General features: G+C 56.4%; 12 protein-coding genes. 8 read left to right on the top strand and 4 right to left on the bottom strand.

Annotated features, from left to right (window positions below; all coding sequences use genetic code 11):
• Nucleotides 1-325 precede the first annotated feature (325 nt).
• Nucleotides 326-1003 carry a YukJ family protein gene (locus NSU18_RS11390; RefSeq protein WP_341149053.1) on the bottom strand — a complete coding sequence of 226 codons (678 nt, stop codon included), beginning with the start codon at nucleotides 1001-1003 and terminating at the stop codon, nucleotides 326-328.
• Between the two features lie 168 nt (nucleotides 1004-1171).
• Here NSU18_RS11390 and NSU18_RS11395 point away from each other — a divergent pair, with 168 nt between their 5' ends.
• Together NSU18_RS11395 and NSU18_RS11400 are read left to right on the top strand one after the other, a co-directional pair.
• On the top strand, nucleotides 1172-1753 hold the full coding sequence (locus NSU18_RS11395) for an LOG family protein (protein ID WP_341019696.1): 582 nt from the start codon (nucleotides 1172-1174) through the stop codon (nucleotides 1751-1753).
• Nucleotides 1754-1857: 104 nt separating this feature from the next.
• Nucleotides 1858-3363: an amidase gene (locus NSU18_RS11400; RefSeq protein WP_341149054.1), complete on the top strand. Its 1506-nt coding sequence runs from the start codon at nucleotides 1858-1860 to the stop codon at nucleotides 3361-3363.
• A gap of 222 nt (nucleotides 3364-3585) precedes the next feature.
• Here the strand turns inward: NSU18_RS11400 and NSU18_RS11405 are convergent, their stop codons facing one another.
• Nucleotides 3586-4020 carry a MarR family winged helix-turn-helix transcriptional regulator gene (locus tag NSU18_RS11405; RefSeq protein ID WP_341019694.1) on the bottom strand — a complete coding sequence of 145 codons (435 nt, stop codon included), beginning with the start codon at nucleotides 4018-4020 and terminating at the stop codon, nucleotides 3586-3588.
• Between the two features lie 118 nt (nucleotides 4021-4138).
• Here NSU18_RS11405 and NSU18_RS11410 point away from each other — a divergent pair, with 118 nt between their 5' ends.
• From NSU18_RS11410 to NSU18_RS11425, 4 genes are all read left to right on the top strand, one after another.
• Entirely contained in the window at nucleotides 4139-4594 is a 456-nt protein-coding gene (locus NSU18_RS11410; protein ID WP_341019693.1) for a CBS domain-containing protein, read from the top strand.
• Between the two features lie 178 nt (nucleotides 4595-4772).
• Nucleotides 4773-5978 carry an ROK family protein gene (locus tag NSU18_RS11415; protein WP_341149055.1) on the top strand — a complete coding sequence of 402 codons (1206 nt, stop codon included), beginning with the start codon at nucleotides 4773-4775 and terminating at the stop codon, nucleotides 5976-5978.
• A gap of 46 nt (nucleotides 5979-6024) precedes the next feature.
• Nucleotides 6025-6999, top strand: a complete 975-nt coding sequence (locus NSU18_RS11420) for an aldo/keto reductase family protein (protein ID WP_341149056.1) — start codon at nucleotides 6025-6027, stop codon at nucleotides 6997-6999.
• 74 nt (nucleotides 7000-7073) lie between these two features.
• Nucleotides 7074-8153, top strand: a complete 1080-nt coding sequence (locus tag NSU18_RS11425) for a hypothetical protein (RefSeq protein ID WP_341149057.1) — start codon at nucleotides 7074-7076, stop codon at nucleotides 8151-8153.
• Here NSU18_RS11425 and NSU18_RS11430 read toward each other — a convergent pair.
• Nucleotides 8120-9520, bottom strand: coding sequence for a transcriptional regulator (locus NSU18_RS11430; protein WP_341149058.1), 1401 nt, complete (start codon nucleotides 9518-9520; stop codon nucleotides 8120-8122). The genes NSU18_RS11425 and NSU18_RS11430 overlap by 34 nt on opposite strands.
• 149 nt (nucleotides 9521-9669) lie before the next feature.
• Nucleotides 9670-12300 (bottom strand): YhgE/Pip domain-containing protein, encoded by a 2631-nt coding sequence (locus NSU18_RS11435; protein ID WP_341149059.1) that lies wholly within the window; start codon nucleotides 12298-12300, stop codon nucleotides 9670-9672.
• A 202-nt stretch (nucleotides 12301-12502) separates the two neighbouring features.
• Here NSU18_RS11435 and NSU18_RS11440 point away from each other — a divergent pair, with 202 nt between their 5' ends.
• Both NSU18_RS11440 and NSU18_RS11445 read left to right on the top strand, forming a co-directional pair.
• Complete coding sequence (locus NSU18_RS11440; RefSeq protein ID WP_341149060.1) at nucleotides 12503-13030, top strand: hypothetical protein; 528 nt, start codon at nucleotides 12503-12505, stop codon at nucleotides 13028-13030.
• 241 nt (nucleotides 13031-13271) lie between these two features.
• Complete coding sequence (locus NSU18_RS11445; RefSeq protein WP_341149061.1) at nucleotides 13272-15869, top strand: beta-L-arabinofuranosidase domain-containing protein; 2598 nt, start codon at nucleotides 13272-13274, stop codon at nucleotides 15867-15869.
• The last annotated feature ends 112 nt before the right edge of the window (nucleotides 15870-15981 follow it).

Below are 15981 nucleotides of genomic sequence, written 5' to 3' on the forward strand. Positions count from 1 at the left end.
CACAGACAACAAAAAATCGCCCCTTGTCTATTCAGACACAGGGACGATTAGTATTAACCGTGTTACCACCCAAATTGCACAGACCCCATATTGCGCACAGGTCCGTACCACTCTCAGGCGAGTTATCGTTCGCTTAGCTCCGCTTGGCATTACCCAAGATACTCCCGAGGCGTAATTCGCAGTCCGCTTGTATGTACCGGGTTCCATCGACCCCCGGCTCTCTGGGAACAGGGACAAGGCTGCTACTGGCTCGTTCAACGTATACCAACTATAAGATTACAGAAAGTATAGCCGCTTCTAAAATGGTTGTCAATGCATCTGCCGGCTATCCTCCGGATCTGAACGCTCTGGCGGCCACCGGCGTGAGATGATTGCATTCACTGGCCGGACGCACCCTATGGCCTCGGGGATCGGTGCACCAGGATTGTGACTGGAAGGCGAGGAACAGCCCCTGCCATTTGTTGTCCCGTCCAAAATGAATCACTATTCCGCCATCCTGCCAGATCCCGTCGTCTGCTTTATATTTTTCAACGTTGCCTTGATTCATATGAATGTCATGAACGCCGCCCGGGAACATTTCGCCGTATATATAGATGGTCGCTGTCTGATCTGTGATGGCCCGCCGAAGGTAAGTGTCGACCTTCTCATTCAGGTCATTATCCGGACCGTCTGCGTGGTAGGGAAGGGCGATCATCCTGGCAGGATCAAACAATCCCCCGCGGATGTAATCCAAGGCAAGGTCTTCGCGGTTGGATTCGTCAATGATCGTGACCCCGTCTTCCAGGCTCTGCAGATGGGTAAGCTGCTCCGCTCTGAACTGATCTCCCACCAGATATAACAGCTCCGAAGGCTTCTGCCTGGACAGAACGTTGATTGCCGCTGTGTAGTTTCTGCCGGCAGCCTGGACCCCTGCCTGATAATGCGCAGTGCGGTTACCTGAAGGGAGGGCAGGTATGCCTTTTATGATGGTGCCTTTTAACACTCCATATGGTTTGAGCGGCATAAAGATCGTCTCCTTCTATAGTTGTTGCAGCAGCTCATACTCTCTACTCTTTCCTTCCACGTATAGTAATATCCTCTCAAGCGTTCAGCAGGCAGTTTCAACCGCCGGGGCTCGTGTGGTATCTTGGATATAGCTACACAAACTTTGGCAAAGGAGAGTCAGCAGCTTATGAAGAGTATAGCTGTTTTCTGCGGCTCCAGTGAAGGAGCTTCGCCCGTATACAAGGAATCCGCTATTCTACTCGGCAAGGAGCTTGCCGCAAGCGACATTACGCTGATCTATGGCGGAGCTACTGTAGGCTTGATGGGTGCTATTGCAGATAGCGTGATGCAGGCGGGAGGCCGTGTAATTGGGGTGCTGCCGCATTTTCTGAAGCAAAGGGAAATCGAACACACCCGTCTGACAGAGCTGATTATGGTGGACTCTATGCACGAACGGAAGCTTAAGATGTCGGAGCTGGCGGACGGATTCATTGCTATGCCGGGCGGCCCGGGCACAATGGAGGAGTATTTCGAGATCTTCACCTGGGCCCAGCTCGGCCTGCATCAGAAGCCCTGCGGGCTGCTGAATGTGAACCATTATTATGATCCGCTGATTGCCCTGTTCAGTAACATGGCCCGGGAACAATTCATGCAGGAGAAGCATCATTCCATCATGCTGAACGATACAACTCCGGAGGGCATTCTGCGCCAGATGGCAGACTACACCCCTCCCCCGGTCAAACAATACCTGACAGAAGATCGCATTTGAAAAGTCTCTGCCCTCCTTATAACGCAATATATTATGCGCGAGACTGCAGCTATAGCCTGAATGCTAAGTAGCCTGCCTGTTCCTGCCAGAAAGAGGTTATACCTATGTCGTTGTCTGCTTATTCCGGTTATGATGCCCTGGGGCTTGCCGCCCTAGTGAAGGCACGGGAGGTCACTGCGCGTGAGCTTGTGGAAGCTGCCTACGCGCGGATGGATAAGGTGAATCCGCTGCTGAATGCGGTGGTACGCACCCGCCGGGAGGCCGCGCTGAAGGAGGCTGCGGAGATGACCCTTGATTCCGGAGATACCACCCGTCCGTTCGCCGGCGTTCCCTTCCTGCTGAAGGATATCTCCCAGGCGGTTAGCGGCGAACCGCTGACCTCGGGCGCTCTCTTGATGAAGGACAATGTCGCGAAGCGGGACTCTAACTATGTGGCCCGTATCCGGCGCGGCGGCTTCATTCCGCTGGGCCATACGAATACGCCGGAATTCGGGCTGAAAAACATCACCGAGCCTCTTCTCCACGGCCCGGCCCGCAATCCCTGGAACCCCGCCTGTTCACCCGGCGGCTCCAGCGGCGGTGCGGCGGCAGCGGTTGCCGCCGGGATCGTCCCGGCCGCCGGAGCCAGTGACGGCGGCGGCTCCATCCGCATACCGGCCTCGTTCACCGGCCTGTTCGGGCTGAAGCCGACGCGCGGGCGCACGCCGGTCGGCCCGGGAATCGGCCGCCAGTGGCAGGGCGCGTCGATTGATTTTGCGCTGACGCGCTCTGTGCGGGACAGCGCCGCGATGCTGGATCTGCTGCAGGTGGTGCAGCCGGAAGCGGCTTTTCAGACGCCGCTGTATCCGGGCGTCTACCTGGACGATCTGCTGAAGCCCACGCAGCGGAAGCTGCGGATCGCCTTCACCACCGCTTCGCCGGTGGGAACACCGGTATCCGCTGAGGCGGTAGAGGCCGTGCGGAAGACGGTCAAGTGGCTGGAGTCCGAGGGCTATGAGGTGGAAGAGAAGCTGAGCCCGGTCAACGGGGTCCGGCTGATGGACAACTATTATACGATGAACGCCGGAGAAGTATCCGCCATGTTCCTCTCACTGGAGAGCGCCATGGGCCGTGCAATTAAGGCAGAGGAAGTGGATATTGTCACCTGGGTGCTGGCCGAAGCCGGGAAGCAGGTCTCGGCGGCTGAGTTCGTGCACAGCCTGCACGAATGGGATGTAGCCGCTGCGCAGATGGCCGCGCTGATGGACCGCTTCGATCTGTATATTACCCCGGCCAATGCGGACTCCGCTCCGAAGATTGGTGAGCTGACCCAGACCGCGGCGGAGACAGAGAAGCTGATGCAGGTCAGCGGGCTGCCGAAGGAAGCGCAGCGGCGGATGATCTACGAGATGTTCGAGCCGAGCCTGACCTACACGCCCTTCACCCAGCTCGCCAATCTGACCGGCCAGCCTGCCATGAGCATGCCGGTGCACCTTACTGCCGAAGGAATGCCGATCGGCGTACAGGTTATGGCCTCCAAGGGACGCGAGGATCTGCTACTGCAGCTCGCCGCTTGTCTGGAACAATCCCCGCTGTGGGTGGGGATGAGCGGGAATGCAGGCTTTGCCTGAAGCCTGCTCCGCCTGTCTGAATAGTATGCAAAGGGCCGTCTGCAGTGTGAAGTCACACTGTGGACGGCCCTTATGCTGCGATAGTCCCCGGAGCTTCCAGAGACTCGCACAGGATCAAGAAGGAGGCGAATGCATTTAATACGGTAGAACCGGGGCAAAGCAAATATAGCCCTTTTTGCATCATCTGATGTACAAAATACAATAGAATTACTCCGGGCCCCATCAGCTCTCCTCCAGAAAAGTTGCATTGAACTTCAGCAGCAGCTCCCCGAACAGCTGTCCCTCCTCCTCCGACCAGCCCTTTAGCAGTTGTTCGATCATTTCCTGCCGGACCTGCCGGTTCTCCTCCAGACTTGCTTGGCCCGTCTCCGTAATCTGCAGCGAATAGGCCCGCCCGTCCACAGGGTCCGGTACCCGGGTGATGAACCCCTTGCTCTCCAGTGAGGCAGCCTGCCGGCTGACCGTAGAAATATCCAGCTGAAACTCATCGGAGATTGCCTTGATTCCGGCAGTTCCCTCGCGAGCTTCAATATGATGCAGCAGCAGATAGGCCGCACGATCCAGATTGCCGATTTTTTTGAACGTGGTAATGGAAGTGAGACGGCGGAACAGAACCGCCATTTCCAGCTCTATTGTCTCAATTGAATGTTTGTCCATGCCGGGCGCCCCTCTTCTCTTTTATTCATTGACTTTACTCTTTTCGCTTGTATAATACAAGTATATACTTTCATGATACAACTTATTTCTGCAAAAGCTAATTTCAGGGGGAACCGTTATGAAAGCCCATGAATTCATGGTCCGTCAGGTGTATAAGGTTAAGCAGGAAGACACCGTAAGGACTTTTATTGAGAAATGTATTGCCCACCGGATCAGCGGCATGCCAGTTGTCAATGACCGCAACGAGATTGTCGCCTACCTCAGCGACGGGGATATCATGCGCTATATCGGCAGGCATGAGGATCTGATCGTGGATTCTTTTTTCCAGATTAATGTGTTCGTCGGGGATAATGATCTGTTCGAGGAACGGGCGCAGAAGCTGCTGGGTCTGAACGTAATGGCTATCGCCAAGAAGAAGGTCATCACGGTGCACGCCGAAGAAGACATTGAAGCCATCGCTACCATCCTCGGCAAAAAGCAGATCAAAAAGGTTCCCGTCCAGCGGAACCATGTGCTGGTCGGCATCATCAGCCGCGGCGATGTGATCCGCCATTCCTTCAAGGCACTGCTCTAGCCCACGCCCAGTCTCCCTGAGCAGCGCCCGCTTCTACACGCATGCGCGCTCCGGCAATCCGCACTATGCCTCCCCCGGTTAGGCTCCTCTTGTATTCTCTCCTTGTGATAGTTGCGGCCCCCTGATTTTTATGTCATTGTAAAAACAGGTCTAGTACATCATAAGGAGAGAATCGTCCGTGCTGCTCATTCACGAAATCATCGCCAATCCCAAAGCCAGGGAAATCTACCTCACCGTAAGAACACACGGTACCGTCTCCAAGCAGACCCTGCTGGAAGAAAGCGGACTGACGATAAGCACCTTAACGCGTATACTGGACGAACTGCTGTCCCGGGAGCTTCTGGTTGAAGTCGGCTTCGGCGAATCCACCGGAGGACGCCGCCCTACCCTCTATGAGACGAATCCGTCTTACGCTTATCTGCTGGGACTGGAGATCTCCCGTACGCATGCCAAGCTTGTGCTTACGGACTTTCATCTGCGGCTGCTGGGCGAATATACCTGGAGCATGGACGCGGGGCTTACCCCCGGGCTGCTGATGGAGTCGCTTCACAGACAAGCCTTGCAGATGCTTGACGCAGCCTCCGTCCAGCTCAGCCGGGTCGCCGGACTTGGCATTGGCGCAGTCGGTCCGCTGGACCGTACAGCCGGAGTCATCCTGAATCCGGCCCGCTTCCCTGCAGAGGGTTGGTCGCAGGTACATATCAAGGAGCAGCTGGAGCAGCGCCTGGGGGTGCCTGTCTATCTGGATAATGGAGCCAATACGGCTCTGCTTGGCGAATACTGGGCCAGCAGCAACCGGATGCAGCAGCATCTCCTCTATCTCCATGCCGGAATCGGCTTGCGCTCCGCCATTATGAACGATGGACGGCTGCTCTACGGCATCATTGATACCGAGGGAGCGGTCGGACAGATGATCATCGAGGGCTCGGGGCGGCCGCCGCAGATTCGGGGAGGCAATGCCGGGGCGTGGGAGAGCTATGTCTCGGTCCACACCCTGGAAGAACAAGCCCGTGAGGCATGGAGGCAGGGCAGCAGCGGCAGGCTCCGCAGCTTGGCCGGGCATGCCGGAGAACTGGAATTCGCCCACTTGATCGAAGCGCTTAAGGAGCGCGACCCTGTTGTGGTGGGGTTGTTCAACGAAATGGCGGTGTACTGCGGCATCGGGCTGGCGAACCTGATCAATATTTTGCATCCCGAGGAGGTTATTCTCGGCGGGCCGCTGTTCCTTGCAGCAGATGATTTCTACCAAACGGCCACACGGACCGCCCTTGAGCGAACCTATTACCGGGAGCAGTATAACGTCCGCTTCACCCGGAGCAGACTGGGTGAGCGTTCTGTAGCCACCGGTGCGTGTGCTGTGGTCCTTCACCAATTGACGAATTAAAGCACTGGAAGGAAACCCCTTACCTTGAAGGAGGAATTGAGAGAATATGAAATATAGAAGACTGGGCAATACCGGGCTGAAAGTCAGCGAAATCGGACTTGGCAGCTGGCTTACGTATGGAACAGCGGCAGAACAGCAGGCGGCGGATGCGTGCGTCGCGAGCGCTTTTGAATGCGGTATCAATTTTTTCGATACGGCCAATGCCTATAACCGGGGCGAAGGCGAGAAGGCCATCGGGGCCGCACTCCGCCCTTATAAGCGTTCCGATTATGTCCTCAGCACCAAGGTATATTTCCCGATGGGCGACGGCGTCAATGACCGCGGGCTCTCGCGTAAGCATATTATGGAGCAATGCGAAGCCAGCCTGCGGCGCCTTGGCACGGATTATATCGATGTGTATTTCTGCCACCGCTTCGATCAGGACACTACTGTGGAGGAGACGCTCCGCGCCCTTGATGATCTTACCGCCCAAGGCAAAATCCTCTACTCCGCCGTCAGCGAATGGAGCGCGGCCCAGATCTCGCAGGCGGCTGGCATCAGCCGCAGACTGAACCTGCGGCCGCTCGCCGCCAATCAGCCGATCTATAACATGTTCGAGCGGTATATCGAGAACGAGGTACTTGAAGTATCCGCCCATGAAGGCCTGGGACAGGTGGTCTTCTCCCCGCTGGCCCAGGGCATTCTGACCGGCAAATACAAGGCCGGTCAGCTCCCGCCGGCCGGTACGCGCGGCGCGGATGATTCCGTGAACGGCGTCATCCGCAGCTACCTGCGGGATGATGTGCTGGAGGTGGTCGGCAAGCTGGATAAGCTTGCCGCAGAGCAGGGCCTGAAGCTGTCACAACTGGCCCTGGCCTGGGTGCTGCGCCAGCCCGGCGTAAGCTCGGCGCTGATCGGTGCCAGCAGACCGGAGCAGGTGCTTGAGAATACGCAGGCTGTGGACGCGGTGCTTCAGCCGGATACGCTGAAGGCAATCGATGACATTCTTAGCGAGGTCGCCGGCTTCGCACCGGCTAGATAGGGACGGGGTGCGGGTAGGGATGGGGCGTGGTAGGACTGGGGCGTGGTTGGACCGGGGCGCGGTAGGACCGGGGCGTGGTTGGACCGGGGCGTGGTTGGACCGGGGCGTGGTTGGACCGGGGCGTGGTTGGACCGGGGCGTGGTTGGACCGGGGCGTGGTTGGACCGGGGCGTGGTTGGACCGGGGCGTGGTTGGACCGGGGCGTGGTTGGACCGGGGCGTGGTTGGACCAGGGCGTGGTTGGACCGGGGCGTGGTTGGACCGGGGCGTGGTTGGACCAGGGCGTGGTTGGACCGGGGCGTGGTTGGACCGGGGCGTGGAAGAGACGGGTGTGGGCGAGGTGGAGTGTAAACGGCTTTGCGGCCAGCGCATTGTAATCGGTTTTTCGATTACATTGTGTCCGCACAGCACCCTCCGGCGCATTGTAATCGGTTTTTCGATTACATTGGGTCCGCACAGCACCCTCCGGCGCAATGTAATCGGTTTTTCGATTATATTGGGTCCGCACAGCATCATCTGGCGCATTGTAATCGGTTTTTCGATTACATTGGGTCCGCACAGCATCATCTGGCGCAATGTAATCGGTTTTTCGATTACATTGGGTCCGCACAGCATCATCTGGCGCAATGTAATCGGTTTTTCGATTACATTTGGACCGCACAGCACCCTCCAGCGCATTGTAATCGGTTTTTCGATTACATTGGGACCGCACAGCACCCTCCAGCGCATTGTAATCGATTTTTCGATTACATTGGGACCGCACAGCACCCTCCAGCGCATTGTAATCGGTTTTTCGATTACATTGGGTCCGCACAGCATCATCTGGCGCAATGTAATCGGTTTTTCGATTACATTTGGACCGCACAGCACCCTCCAGCGCATTGTAATCGATTTTTCGATTACATTTGGACCACACAGCACCCTCCGGCGCATTGTAATCGGTTTTTCGATTACATTTGGACCGCACAGCACCCTCCGGCGCATTGTAATCGGTTTTTCGATTACATTGGGTCCGCACAGCATCATCTGGCACATTATAATCGGTTTTTCGCATACATTCGGCCATGCAAAGGAAGCCCCCTCCATCCAGGAAGGGGCTTCTTGCATACGAACTACGGCATTCTACAACCGGTCCTGTGTCTTAACTGTCTGCTGAGCATGAGCAACCTGCACCCTATTAATTAGTTGCTTATACCGCTCCTGATCCTCTGCTGAAGCATACGTCCGGAATTGCTCGAATAATCTTACGCAGCGGATCACACAGTCTATGCTGCCAAGTGCGGCGGAAGCCTCAAGGCTCCAGAAGATGTATCGTATCCCCTGCTCTGTCTTCTCTGCCTTGAGAGAGTACACCGCCAGCTCATAGAGCAGTACCGGATATTGATCCGGCGTCTCTCTGCCCGGAGTTCCCTCAGCTTGCCCGAAGGCCGCTCCCTCCGGCGTAAGCCGCGGCTGGAAACGGCTGATAAGCTCATCTACCTCCCAGCCATACCGGTTAGCTGTCTGAACTGTCTTAAGCAGCCCGTCCAGCAGTCCGAGCGCGGGGGTGCCGATATATTTCACAACCTCAGGAAGAACCTCAAGTTCACCGCACATCATACGGTAAAGACATGCATAGACTGTACCAAGCCTGCTGAACTGGTCTCTGATCTGCTCAACCTCTGCCGATTCTTCGACAATCCAGCTCATTTCAGAGTAGAGGCCGACATATTCCAGTGCCCGCTCATATTCACCCGATTCCTCGCATACCTTGGATTGCAGCCAGTAAGCATACAGTATATAGAAGCAAAGAGGTTGGGGCGCTTCCCTTAGCTCCTTCTTCTTTCTGGTTTTGTAAAATCTGATTTCATACTGGATAGATGTCTTATGGCGCAGCTCCTCTGCCAATAGTCTGGCCTTCTCCCAGTGCTGTAGAGCAATATAAATATCCGCGAGCTGCCGAAGCGCTTCCAACTGGTCTATTTCCTCCAGACGCTCTACGAAATATTCAAACCGGGTCGCCGCGCGGAAGTCCGCCTCCGGGCTCTGACCGGTCCGGATCGTGAACAGCCGGTACTGGCACAGGGCCAGCCGCTCCGAATGCTGATATTTCTCACTGTCGGCTACCCCTTCATACAGCAGAGCCGCTGCCTGAAGCTTGCCTTGCCCGTAGAATTCCTCCGCCGTATCGAACAGGAGCGGGGCATATGTAATAGTGTCCATGATGATTTGAACCACCTGCCGGATACACTCCAGCTTGTCCAGCTCTGCACAGCGGTGCAGGAAGGGTCCCAGCCGCCGCCAGTCGGGTGCGGAATGCACCACACATTCATCTATATATAACTCATAAAATGCTCCTTCAGGAAGCCCCATTCCGGCGGTAATCCGGTCCAGCTGCTGCATGGCAATAGGACGGTTACCATTGATAATGCTGCTGAGCGTACCCGAATTGACACCGGAGATTCCTGCGAACTGATTGATTGTCTGGCCTTCTTTTCTAAGAAAAGCAGCCAATTCTGTTTGAATTGTAGTGTGCTGTTGCAAACCAATACCGCCCCTCAAGAACCAGATATTCTAGTAAAAATCCAGATATTCCTATATCATAAATCCCTTAATTAGGCAGGTCAATCTGGTTTGAACGGTTCAAAAGTGGTTGACAAAGACGGAATTTTTGTTATATATCCCCATTTCCTTCAAGAAATCAGCTTCGACTTCTCCACCTTCGCAGCTGTTCTGCGGATGAAGCCCTGCAAGGGCTTGCGAAGCGTCAGGCCCAGGAGCAGCGCAATAGCGCCGAATAGCGCCAGCAGCAGCGCATCACGGACCGCAACCTCAGGCAGCAGGCCGCCAACCCCTTCCCGGAGCAGACTGATGGCATAAGTAAAGGGCATATACGGGTTAATCGCCTGGAATACGTGCCCGGTGGTGCTGATGGGGAAGGTGCCGCCGGAGCTGGAGAATTGCAGTACCATGAATACGATAGCCACCCCCTTGCCGATGCTGCCGAATACGGAGACCAGCGTGAAGATGATCGTCACGAAGACGAGACTGATAAGCACAGCAGACAGAACAAACCATACCGGGTCAGCCACATAACAGCCCAGCAGAAAAATATTGCCCAGCACGGCTACCAGCGCCTGCAGTATACCTATTGTAAGGAACGTCAACAGACGCCCCAGATAGACCTGATAGCTGCGGTAGCTCCTCCCTCCGGAATCTACGCTGGTACGCAGCAGCGAGATCATCAGAGTGCCGCCCACCCACAGGGACAATACGACATAGAACGGGGTCATCGCTGACCCGTAGTTGGGAATTGGATATAAGTTCTGCTGCCGCAGCACAACCGGATTGGCCAAAAAATCGCTTTGGCCCTGAATATTGCCGCTCAGCAGCTCTGCTACCTCCTTCAGGTCCACCTCCTGCTTGATTCCGCGCAGCGCCTTTGCCCCGTGCCGGACAGAGGCGATCAGTGCAGGCAGATCACTGCGCACCCAGGCTGCAGCACGGTTCACGCCCTGACCAGCCTGCGGCAATCCGGTCGTGATCACATCCGCTGCCCTGCGGAATTTCACCTCCGCTGCCGGCAGCTCCTTTCTGGAGTATTCGGCCACCTCGTGAATCTGCCCGCCCACTTGGGGAAGCTCCGCCTGAACGCGCGGAAGCACGTTCGCGAACAGATTATGGAGCTGCGCCATCTTCTGCGTGAGATTGGCCGCTGCGCCGTGCACCTGCTCGCGGACCGCCGGCAGCTCTTGCGCAAGCGCGGTCAGACCGTCTTGTCCATACCGGATGACAGCCCCCGCTTCATCCAGCACGGTATCCAGCGCCTCCAGCCGCTGCGGAACCTGCTGCAGCGCCCCGGCGGCCTGCCCCGTATCGGCGGTCAGCCTGCCCAGCGCCTGCCCCAGCGCAGGCATCATCTCCGCGTTGTAGCGCGGGATGATCCCGTCCAGGGCAGCTGCCGCCTGCGCCGCTGCCTCACGGACCTGCTGCAGCCCGGCAGTCCCGGGCTGTGCCGCCTGCGCCGCCGCCTGATCGGCGGCGCTGCGGTAGAGCTCCCGCGCCGCCGCGATGGCGTGGAGATCCCCGGCGCCCGCAGTGCCGGGCGCCAGGACATTCACGGCGGCGAGCATCCGCCCTGTATGGGCAAGCCCTTCGGCAGCGGCTGACAGCCGGGCCGAAGCAAGCGGCAGCCGCGCGGCGTCAGAGGGCGCGGCCCACTGGACCGCCGTGTCCCCGGCCTGCTGCAGCAGATAGAGATGCTGCTGCAGCACCTCCGGGACAGCCGCGAAGGCGGCGGCGTTCCTGTCCAGGAACTGCTGCAGCTTAAGCCCGAAGCTGCTGCCTGCGGCGGCCAGGCGATCCGCCGCCGGAAGAGCCTGGGCCGCCGCCGCGATGACGGACCGGGCCTGCTCCAGCCGGTCCATGGCCCGGCCCAGCACAAGGTCCACCTTCCCGAAGTTCGAATCCAGCTCCGACACGAGCAGAGCGGCGCGTTCAAGCTTCGGCAGCTTGTCCTGCAGCTGGTTCAACTGCTCGGCGGCGTCCGTAATCTGCTGCCAATGCCCGTCAATCGCCTCTGCCGTCTTTCCCGCCTGCTCCACCTCCGGCAGCCTTGCGGTCAGTCCGGCAATCCGCGCGGCCGAGGTGGAGATCTCCGGCCAGTCCCGCTGGAGCTTCAGCACCAGCCGGCTGGCCTTCTCCAGCTCCGGCAGCTCCGCCTCCAGCCTGAAGAGGCCGGACTCCACCCGGCGGATAGCCGGCAGCTCGGACTGGAACTCCTTATCGATTCCGTACAGGGAGGTCAGCACTGTACTGCTTAGCGTTTTGGTGAAATGCTCCGTAATCTGCGCGGTGACGGTGGATGCGCCTTTGTCCGTGATTTTTGGCGCAATCGCATTGATCTTCTCATTCACGGTATACTCAAGCTCAGGCTTCTCCAGCTTCCCCTTCAGAATACCGGTCATCCGCTCCGAGAACTCCGGAGGAATGACGATGCTGGCATAGTAATCGCCGCGCCGCACCCCCTCCACCGCCTGCTGCGCATTGGTGAACCGCCAGCCGAGCTTCTTATTGCTCCGCAGACTGTCCAGCACCTCTGCCCCGATATTGAAGCGGGTACCCTTGACTTCTGCGCCCTGATCCAGACTGGCAACCGCGATGTTTATACCGGAGGTATTACTGTAGGGGTCCCATACCGCCGCCACATTCAACCAGTCATAGATGGAAGGCAGAATAACAAGCGCCGCGATAAGCAGCAGAGCAACGGGGATTTTGAACAGCCTGAGCCAATCGGTCTGGTATATTTGCCAAATCTCCTTCACGGCCAGTCATCCTTTCGCCTCATGTTGTGTATACCTTAATAAGCCCTAATATGCCCTGGAAAGAAGCAATACATAAATAGTTGCAACATTTCTGCTGAACCAACGTTTATTAGGGTATAAACAAGTTTGAGAATATGCCGGCAGGGTAAATAAGGAGTGTAGACTCATGCCGTGTAAGATTAAGCCAAGGGGGAAATTCATAATGTTAAAAAACAAAAACGTCTACCTGCTTCCTGTTCTGGTCCTGTTGTTCCTTTCCCTCGTGACTACGGCAAGCACAACGATAAAAACCGCTGATGCCAAGAGTGACGGGGCAACCCAGCATCTGACGGTGTATATACATTCCTTAGAGAATCATAACGGTCAGACGACCCTTACCGGGGATGAGATCGAATGGTATGAAGGCGCAGCCGCGGATGCTATCTTCGCCCAGCGGGAGCCGGAATCCGCAGCCGAAATCGGCGGTGCCCCGGACGGTTACTATATCGTGAATGACAGCGACACGCTGACTACTTATACAGTAGCCCCGGATGCCAAGGTTACCATGCAGATTTATGACCACACCGGCAAGCTTGAAGACTTGGATACGAACTGGAACGAGTCGCTCACACTGGAGAAGTTCATACATGAATTCGCCAAGACGGATGTATTTGATCTTAGCGGTTCCCCTTATCACATCACGATCAAGGATGGCCAGATTGTATCGATCGTGCAGCAGTACACTCCATAAGAGAGTTGCTATTTTAATCCCTTCCATATAAAAACCTCAAGCCATAACCTGTTGCCCAGCAGCGGTTGTGGCTTTTTTGTTGTTCTTTTGTTCCGTCCGCAGACTCATTCTGTGAAATCTAACCTTTTCACACATATTCAATCCTATCACTATTTACCCCCAAGCCCTTTATCTATAAGCTTAAATATAGGATATTGATCCAGCAGTAACCCTACAGAATCCATAGGAATGAGGATGCAAAATGACAATTACACCCCATCAGCCGCTGGCGGCCCCGATTCAGGGTAAGCCCTTGTATGAGGAATACCGCATGGACCAGGTCCGTGTGTCCGATCCGTATATCGCAAACGCCTTTGCCAAGGAGATTGATTATCTGACCAGCTATGATCCGGACCGCCTGCTGGCGGGCTTCCGCGAGAACCGGGGACTGCCGAAGCGTGCCGACAAATATCCCGGCTGGGAGAACACAGAGATCCGCGGACACACGCTGGGCCACTATCTGTCCGCGCTGTCCCAGGCCTATGCCTGTACGCGGGATAACGGGCTGGCGCTCAGGCTGGACTATCTTCTGGAGGAGCTGGCCCTGTGCCAGCATGAGAGCGGTTACCTGTCCGCGTTCGGGGAACGCCTTTTCGATAATGTGGAGAACAAGCAGCCGGCCTGGGTTCCCTGGTATACGATGCACAAAATCATCGCCGGACTCACCTCGGCCTACTCTGCCACCGGCAGTAAGACGGCCTATGATCTGGCGGATAAGCTCGGTGACTGGGTCTACCGCCGCACAGCCTCCTGGTCTGAAGAGGTTCATCAGCGTGTGTTATCGGTGGAATACGGGGGGATGAATGACTGCCTGTACGACCTGTACAGAATTACCGGAAAGGCAGGCCATTTAAGCGCAGCGCATAGCTTCGACGAGCTGACGCTTTTCACTCCAGTCCATGAGGGCAAGGATATTCTCAAGGGCAAGCATACCAATACCACGATTCCGAAATTCCTCGGTGCGCTGAACCGTTACCGGACGCTCGGGGCGAGCGAAGTCTTTTATCTGGAAGCGGCGGTGCAGTTCTGGGAGATGGTTGTCCATCATCACAGCTACATCACCGGAGGGAACAGCGAATGGGAGCACTTCGGCGATCCGGATATGCTGGACCGGGAACGCTCCAACTTCACAGCGGAGACCTGCAACACCTACAATATGCTCAAGCTGACCCGCGAGCTGTTCAAAATCACGGGAGATCCCCGTTACGCCGACTTCTACGAGAACACCTATCTGAACGCCATTGTGTCGTCACAGCACCCGCATACCGGGATGACGATGTATTTCCAGCCCATGGCGACCGGGTATTTCAAGGTGTACAGCTCGCCGTTCGAGCATTTCTGGTGCTGTACGGGCACCGGCATGGAGAGCTTCACCAAGCTGAATGACAGCCTGTATTTCCAGGATGCGGCCAGCATTGTGGTCAACCAGTACTTCAGCTCTACTCTGGACTCTGCCGCGCACGGCCTGATGCTGATCCAGTCGGCCAACTTGCCTTATAGCGATACTGTAGAGTTCAAAATCTCAGTAATGCAGCCTCAAGCTCAGTCCACCACGCTGAAGCTCCGTCTGCCGGATTGGCTGGCCGGAGAACCCGGGCTTCTATTGAACGGGCAGCCTGTGAACTTAGAGATCAGCGGAGGCTACCTCTTGACGGACAGAGTATGGGAAGACGGCGACACGCTGCAGCTCAAGCTGCCGATGAAGCTCGCACACTTCAGCCTGCCGGATGCCCGCCAGGTGGTCGCATTCAAGTATGGACCGGTGGTGCTGAGCACTGCTCTGGGCCAGAGTGATCTGTCTGTATCCGCTACAGGCGTTGCTGTAAGTGTCCCAACCCGCAACATGCTGGTGAAGGACTTCATCACGACGGTGAACGAGAGCCCGCAGGAGTGGCTGGCGCAGCTTGCGGACCGCGCAGTCCGGCTGGAGCAGGATGAACTGGCCTTTGCGCTGCGGGGAACGGATGAGGATCAGCGGCTGGTCTTCACTCCGCATTATAAGCAGCACAGTGAGCGTTACGGCATCTACTGGCGGCTGGTCGAGGCCGATTCGGCTGAGCTGCAGAAGCACATTTTACAGGGGAAAATCCGGCAGCGTGTACAGGACGCTACACTGGACAGCCTCCCAGTCGGCAATGACCAGTATGAGCTGGAGCATGGCATTGAGGGAGAGAACACCTCCGTAGCCACATGGGACGGATATAACATCCGCAAAGCGGAGAATGGCGGCTGGTTCAGCTACCGGATGAAGGTGGCGCCTCGTTCGGACAACTATCTCTCAGTCACTTATTTCTCAGGAAATAATGGTAAGAAAATAGCGATTTATGTAGACGGAGAGCTGATTGCGAGCGAGGTGCTGCATACGGATGAAGCCCGCAGCTTCTACGAGCGGAGTTATCTGATTCCTGCTGAAGCGGTTGGCGGCAAGACTGAGGTGGAAGTCAAGTTCACGGTTCCGGAGAAGGAAAACGGCATCTTCGACCTGCTGCGCATGATGACCGGTTATGATCACAATGCCGGACTGCGCCAGCTTGCCTTCAGTGAAGGAACGCTGTCCACCTCCTTCAGCGGCGGCATAACCACGTATAGCCTGAGCGTTCCGCAAACAGCAAGCCAGGTACAGCTGAACATTACACCACATCATCACAATGCACTGGTCTATGCAGACGGAATTCTGATCGAGGATTCACTTCCGCGCGAAATCAAGCTGCCGCATAGCCGTACTGAGGTGAATCTCACGGTTAAGGCGGAGGATCATGTTACGGTGCAGGAATATAAGCTTCAGATTGTGAAAGAATAGCTTCTAGCAGTATACCAATACTGTACCGCCCGGGGTTATCTCGGATGCAGCTTCTGCTGTATTCAAGATAGCCCTTATTTGATATGGTAATAGGATAAGACTATTTCCGTAC

This window comes from Paenibacillus sp. FSL H8-0048 (genome assembly GCF_038002825.1).
Lineage (GTDB): Bacteria > Bacillota > Bacilli > Paenibacillales > Paenibacillaceae > Paenibacillus_AQ.